Here is a 5,746-nt window from a genome sequence, read left to right as displayed (position 1 = left end):
CGTCATGCGGTAACCAACCCGCGAATATCAGTCTGACACTGCAGTCGAACACAAGACTCGCCAGCACGCCCACCCACACCCGGACAGCACCCAACCCAAAGCGGCCCCCGACACGAAAGCCGGGAGCCGCTCACAACTGCCTCTTGACAACAGCTTCTACATATCAGTTGCGGACCAGCGAGGCAGGAACAGAGCCGCGATCGGCGCCCTTGACGATGGGTACGCGGACGGCGTTGCCCCACTCGGTCCAGGAACCGTCGTAGTTGCGAACGGTGTCGAAGCCCAGCAAGTACTTCAGTGCGAACCACGTGTGGCTGGAACGCTCGCCGATACGGCAGTAGGCCACGACGTCGTCGCCTGCCGTCAATCCCGCTTCGCCAAGGTAGAGGGCCTCAAGCTCTTCACGGCTGCGGTAAGTGCCGTCTTCAGCGGCCGCACGGGCCCACGGAATGGAGGCAGCCGTGGGGATGTGGCCGCCGCGCAGGGCGCCTTCTTCCGGGTACGCGGGCATGTGCGTGCGCTGGCCGGTGTATTCCTCGGGGGAGCGGACATCGATGAGGGGGTTCCCCAAGTGCGCCAGGACATCTTCCTTGAAGGCACGGATGGGAGCGTCGTTGCGCTCAACCTCGGGGTATTCACCGGCGGCAGGCTGCGAAACGTCCGTGGTCAGTTCCCGGCCTTCGGCAATCCACTTGTCCCGGCCGCCGTTGAGCAGGCGGACGTCCTCGTGGCCAAAGAGCGTAAAGACCCAGAGGGCGTAGGCGGCCCACCAGTTCGACTTGTCACCGTAGATCACCACGGTGCTGTCGCGGGAGATTCCCTTTGCGGCTGCGAGGGCGGCGAAAGCGGCGCCGTCCACGTAATCGCGGGTTACTTCGTCATTGAGGTCGGTGTGCCAGTCAATCTTGACGGCGCCAGGGATGTGGCCTGTCTCGTAGAGAAGGACGTCTTCATCGGACTCAACAACAACCAGCTTGCCGTCGGCAATGGCGCCGTCTGCAAGTGCTGCTGCAAGCCACTCTGTGGACACGAGGCGTTCCGGGTTCGCGTACGACGCGAACTGCTCGTTCTGTTCAACGGGGTAGGACATGGTGATGGCCTTTCACTGACAACGGACGGAGCCAGGCCATGGAGGGTGATGCAGGTGCCAGCCCGGCGTGCTCCAACACTAACCACGGGCCGCGATGAATGCTTCCCCGCCGGTCATATGGTGAAACATGGCGGTGGTCACATGGCCGTTGCAGGGCGTCCGCTGCCGGTATTCTTGCTGGGGACCCAATACCGGAAGAACGGACCACCGTGGTACAGATCGAACAACTGGCTGCCCGCACACCGGCAGTCTCCGTGGAGGAACTCCTCAAGGGTTTCTACCCGTCTCCGCGGTTCGGAGAGGTGTCGTTCGACAGCTACCGTCCCGACCCCTCGCAACCGAGCCAGGCCAATGCGGTGAAGCTGCTGTCGGCCTTCGCCGATGGCGTCGGAACCGAGGACGGCGGCGGACTCTTCAAGAAGCTGTTTGCCAAGAAGGCCCCTGCAACGCGGGCCGGTATCTACCTCGACGGCGGTTTCGGCGTTGGCAAGACCCACCTCCTTGCGTCTTTGTGGCACAGGTCCCCGGGCCCCAAGGCCTTTGGCACATTCGTGGAATACACCAACCTCGTGGGGGCGCTCTCTTTCCGCAAGACCGTAGAAGCGCTGAGCAGCTACAAGCTGGTCTGCATCGACGAATTCGAACTCGACGATCCGGGCGACACGGTGCTGATGTCCCGCCTCATGCGTGAACTGGCCGACGCCGGCGTCAAGCTTGCCGCCACCTCCAACACGCTGCCTGGATCGCTGGGGGAGGGACGCTTTGCGGCAGTCGATTTCCAGCGTGAAATCCAGGTCCTGGCGGACCAGTTTGACGTCGTCAGGATCGACGGCGAGGACTTCCGCCACCGCGGTTTGCCGGCTGCGCCCGCACCGCTCAAGACCGAAGAGCTCAAGCACCGCATGCAGGCCGAGTTCGACGGCAAGACTGTTGCCGTGGATGATTTCCGCACGCTGGTCAACCACTTGGCCGCGGTCCACCCCAGCCGTTACCGGCAGCTCATCTCAGGCGTGGAAGCTGTGGTGTGGAGCGACGTCGAAACCATCACTGAGCAGGCCGTCGCCCTCCGCTTTGTGGTGTTGGCCGACAGGCTCTACGACAAGGATGTGCCCATCCTGGCCAGCGGCGTTCCCTTCGACAAGCTCTTCACTGAAGAGATGATGACGGGTGGGTACACGAAGAAATACTTCCGCGCCGTCTCCAGGCTTACGGCCTTGGCGCGTGAGGCCCAGAACCACGAGCCTGCCTGACTCAGGCTTTTTGGAGCGGTTCGCGGCTCTTCAGCATCCAGCGAACCAGGAGGCCGCCTGCCAGCGCCCAGAATGCAGCACCCACGCCGGCGAAGCTCAGGCCCGAAGCGGCCAGCAGGAAAGTGATACAGGCGGGGATACGTTCCTCGGCGACGGCCAACGCAGAGGAAATGGACGAGGCCAGGGTTCCAAGGAGCGCCAGGCCCGCCACGGCCTCCAGCAGCCCCGGCGGGGCCGCGGCCACCAATGTGACCAGGGCCGCGGAAACCGCAGCCAGGACCAGATAGGCAAGGCCCGAGACAAAGGCGGCAATCCAGCGCCGGCCATGGTCTTTTCCGGCTTCTTCACCGGCAGCGAGTGCAGCGCTGAGCGCGGCCAGATTGATCGTGTGACCTCCGAACGGTGCACCGGCAATGGTTCCGGCCCCGGTTACCAGCATCGATGACCGCCACGGCGTGGTGTAGCCAAACGACTTGAGGACTGCGACGCCGGGAATGTTTTGCGATGCCATGGTCACGATGAACAGGGGCAGCGCCAGTCCAACCGCAGCCTCCACGGTGAACGTCGGCGTGGTCCATTCGAGCCTGGGCAACAGGCCGTCACCGGGTATATGAACGCCAGTTGATGCGATGTGGATACCGATGACAGCCAGGGCAACCAGCAGCGATGCCGGGACAGACCAGCGTGGGGCGAATTTCATCAGGACTACCCAGCAAACCACCACCGGGGCGACGAACAACGGCGCCGAGCCCAAGGACTTGAAGGGCGCCAGGCATAGGGGCAGCAACACTCCGGCAAGCATGGCCTGTGCCAAGGCGGTGGGAATCTTAGCCATGAGCCGGCCGAGGACGGGGAGCAAACCCGTCAACAAGATCAGCACCCCGACGATCAGGAACGCGCCGACGGCAGCCGGCCAACCGCCGTCGACCATTCCCGCTGAGGCGAGCAATGCCGCGCCGGGCGTGGACCACGCGAGGGTCACCGGCATTTTCGAACGCCATGACAACCACAGAATGCCCAAGCCAAAGGTCAGCGTCAGTACCAGGAGGCCGCTGGATGCCTGGGACTGGTTGGCTCCCACGGCATGAAGCCCGGCCAGGACAACAGCGAAAGACGAGGTGAAACCCACCAGGGCGGTGACGATGCCCGCTGTTACCGGAGGGCCCAAGGTCTCCTGGCGGAGGTGGCTTTGTTTGGTGGGCGAAGGGACGGCAGGCATAACGTCCAAAATACCGGACTGACGACTCGAAACTTCACGTGGTTGTTCCTGTTAAACGCCAAGGGCACCGGTGGCGCCTCTCGGCGGGACCGGTGCCCCCTTGACGTATCTGGTACGGCGGCTCAGGCAGCTACGGCTGCTTCGGCTCATCCGCGACGGAAGCCTGCTCGGCTTCTCCGTCATTCTTGGCCACGAAGTCGGAAGCGGCGTTCTGAACTGCATCCACCTGACCGGCGAACTTGCCGCCTGTCTTCTGGTCGACGAAGTCTCCGGCCTTTTCGATGCCATCCTTGATGGCTTCTTCGTTGCCCTGAATGAGACCCTGAGCCTTGCCCTTCAGGTCGTCAATTAAACCCACGGGCACCTCCCTTCCTTCGCGGAGCCAGATCGCTCCTCCGCGTCCGACCCTAACATCAGTTGGCTGGTGTGCCAAGGGTTCCGGTAGGCCCGTGGACGGACTACGCCGAGGGCTTACTTTCCTGGAGGTGGCGCGGACTCGCAGGGTTCATGAGCGAGTGCTTGAACCCGTACGAGAAGTAGATCACCAAGCCGATGACCAGCCAGACTCCGAAGCGTACCCACGTTTCCCAGTGCAGTTGGAACATGAGGAAGGCCGACGCAAGAACACCAAACGCGGGAACTACCGGCATGAGCGGCAAACGGAACGTGCGCGGTGCGTTGGGCTTGGTGTACCTGAAGACGATCACGGAAACGCAGACCACCACGAACGCGGCCAGGATGCCGATGTTGGTGAGATCGGCCACTTCCTTGATGGGGAAGACGCCGGCGAGGAACGCCGAAGCGATACCCGCGATCCAAGTGACCCGCTGCGGCGTGCCGTGGCGGTCTGTCTTGGCGAACCAGCCTGGCAGCAGGCCGTCCCGGCTCATGGAGAACCACACGCGGGTCACGCCCAGGAGGAATGTCAGCATCACGGTCAGGATGGAGAGGACCGCAAACACCGAAATGATGGTGGCGATGACAGGCAAACCCACACCGTTGAACGCGGATGCGAAACCGGCGGTGGGGTCGATGTCTTTGTAATTCTGCATGCCGGTTAGGACCAAGGTGGCGGCAACGTAAAGCAGCATGGCAATGATCAGGGAAAGGATGATGGCCTTGGGCATGTGCTTCTTGCCGTCCTTGGCCTCTTCCGCAGCGGTGCTCATGGCGTCGTAGCCGAAGACGGCAAAGAAGACGGTCGCGGCACCGGCCACGACAGGTCCGAAGCCACTGGGCATGAACGGGTTGTAGTTCTGGGTGTCGACGTAGAAGATGCCCAATCCGATGATGAACAGAATCAGGATCACCTTGATGGCGACGGCCACCAGTTCGAACCGGCCAAAGGCTTTGGTTCCACGGCTCAGGATCCAGGTGACCAGGAGGCAGACGAGGATCGCGGGAAGGTTGATGATCCCGCCCTTGCCCTCATCCGCAGTGGATGTCATCCATGTGGGCATGTGGATTCCAATGCCGGAAAGGAAGGCGTCGAAATAGCCGGAGATGCCAATAGCCACCACGGCCACGATCGCGATGTACTCCAGCAGGAGATCCCAGCCTATGAACCAGCCGATAATTTCGCCGAGGGCAACATACCCGTAGGTGTAGGCCGATCCGGCACGCGGAATCATGCCGGCGAATTCGGCATAGGAAAGTGCCGCCGCGCCGGAGGCCAAGCCGGCGATCAGGAACGAGACCAGGACTGCAGGGCCAACGCCAGGGTTGCCCTCACTGCCGTGGGCCACCAGGCCGGCAAGCGAGAAAATTCCGACGCCGATAATTCCGCCGACACCGATGGCTGTCAGTTGCCAGAGACCAAGACTCTTGAAAAGCCCGCTGTGTTTGTTTTCTTCTTCCATATCGTCGATCGGCTTGCGCCTCAGGACGGACTGGGAAGCCGTCTTTTGATTCATGGGGTACTCCTGCCAGTTGGCGTGGAACAGTGATGAGCTCGCAGTACATTATGCGAGCCGGATCACATGAGATAAAGCGATTTCTGCTGAGGGGTATCGGTTACTTCAATTGATGAATTGAGTATTCGCCTCATTCGGGCACAAAAAAAGCAGCTCCTGGGAGCTGCTTTCTTTTGTTGGAGCGGACGACGAGATTCGAACTCGCGACATCCACCTTGGCAAGGTGGTGCTCTACCAGCTGAGCTACGTCCGCACATGCTGCCTGCCTGGCTGA

At 62.0% G+C, this 5,746-nt stretch carries 5 protein-coding genes and 1 tRNA gene; 1 reads left to right on the top strand and 5 read right to left on the bottom strand.

Features of this window, described 5'->3' with window-relative positions; translation table 11 throughout:
- Nucleotides 1-163: 163 nt before the first annotated feature.
- Nucleotides 164-1,090, bottom strand: a complete 927-nt coding sequence (locus tag ACFRJ9_RS20010) for a sulfurtransferase (RefSeq protein ID WP_377671571.1) — start codon at nucleotides 1,088-1,090, stop codon at nucleotides 164-166.
- 209 nt (nucleotides 1,091-1,299) lie between these two features.
- On the opposite strand from ACFRJ9_RS20010, the gene zapE reads away from it, so the two are divergent.
- Nucleotides 1,300-2,340, top strand: a complete 1,041-nt coding sequence (zapE, locus tag ACFRJ9_RS20005) for a cell division protein ZapE (RefSeq protein ID WP_377671569.1) — start codon at nucleotides 1,300-1,302, stop codon at nucleotides 2,338-2,340.
- Nucleotide 2,341: 1 nt separating this feature from the next.
- Here the strand turns inward: zapE and ACFRJ9_RS20000 are convergent, their stop codons facing one another.
- From ACFRJ9_RS20000 to ACFRJ9_RS19985, 4 genes are all read right to left on the bottom strand, one after another.
- Entirely contained in the window at nucleotides 2,342-3,559 is a 1,218-nt protein-coding gene (locus tag ACFRJ9_RS20000) for a benzoate/H(+) symporter BenE family transporter (RefSeq protein ID WP_377671566.1), read from the bottom strand.
- A gap of 130 nt (nucleotides 3,560-3,689) precedes the next feature.
- A complete protein-coding gene (locus ACFRJ9_RS19995; RefSeq protein ID WP_377671564.1) occupies nucleotides 3,690-3,923 on the bottom strand; it encodes an antitoxin in 234 nt (77 codons plus the stop codon).
- A 94-nt stretch (nucleotides 3,924-4,017) separates the two neighbouring features.
- Nucleotides 4,018-5,472: an amino acid permease gene (locus ACFRJ9_RS19990; protein WP_377671562.1), complete on the bottom strand. Its 1,455-nt coding sequence runs from the start codon at nucleotides 5,470-5,472 to the stop codon at nucleotides 4,018-4,020.
- Between the two features lie 177 nt (nucleotides 5,473-5,649).
- Nucleotides 5,650-5,725, bottom strand: a tRNA-Gly gene (locus ACFRJ9_RS19985).
- Nucleotides 5,726-5,746: the final 21 nt, after the last annotated feature.

The organism is Paenarthrobacter sp. NPDC056912 (assembly GCF_042786555.1).
GTDB lineage: Bacteria > Actinomycetota > Actinomycetes > Actinomycetales > Micrococcaceae > Arthrobacter.
The sequence above is the reverse complement of the archived record's forward strand: the minus strand, read 5'-3'. Positions and strand labels throughout refer to the sequence as shown.

Excerpts from the sequence above, each read along its gene's own strand:
- ACFRJ9_RS20000 (WP_377671566.1), bottom strand. The coding sequence starts at position 3,559 with ATGCCTGCCGTCCCTTCGCCCACCAAACAAAGCCACCTCCGCCAGGAG.
- ACFRJ9_RS19990 (WP_377671562.1), bottom strand. The coding sequence starts at position 5,472 with ATGAATCAAAAGACGGCTTCCCAGTCCGTCCTGAGGCGCAAGCCGATC.
- ACFRJ9_RS20010 (WP_377671571.1), bottom strand. The coding sequence starts at position 1,090 with ATGTCCTACCCCGTTGAACAGAACGAGCAGTTCGCGTCGTACGCGAAC.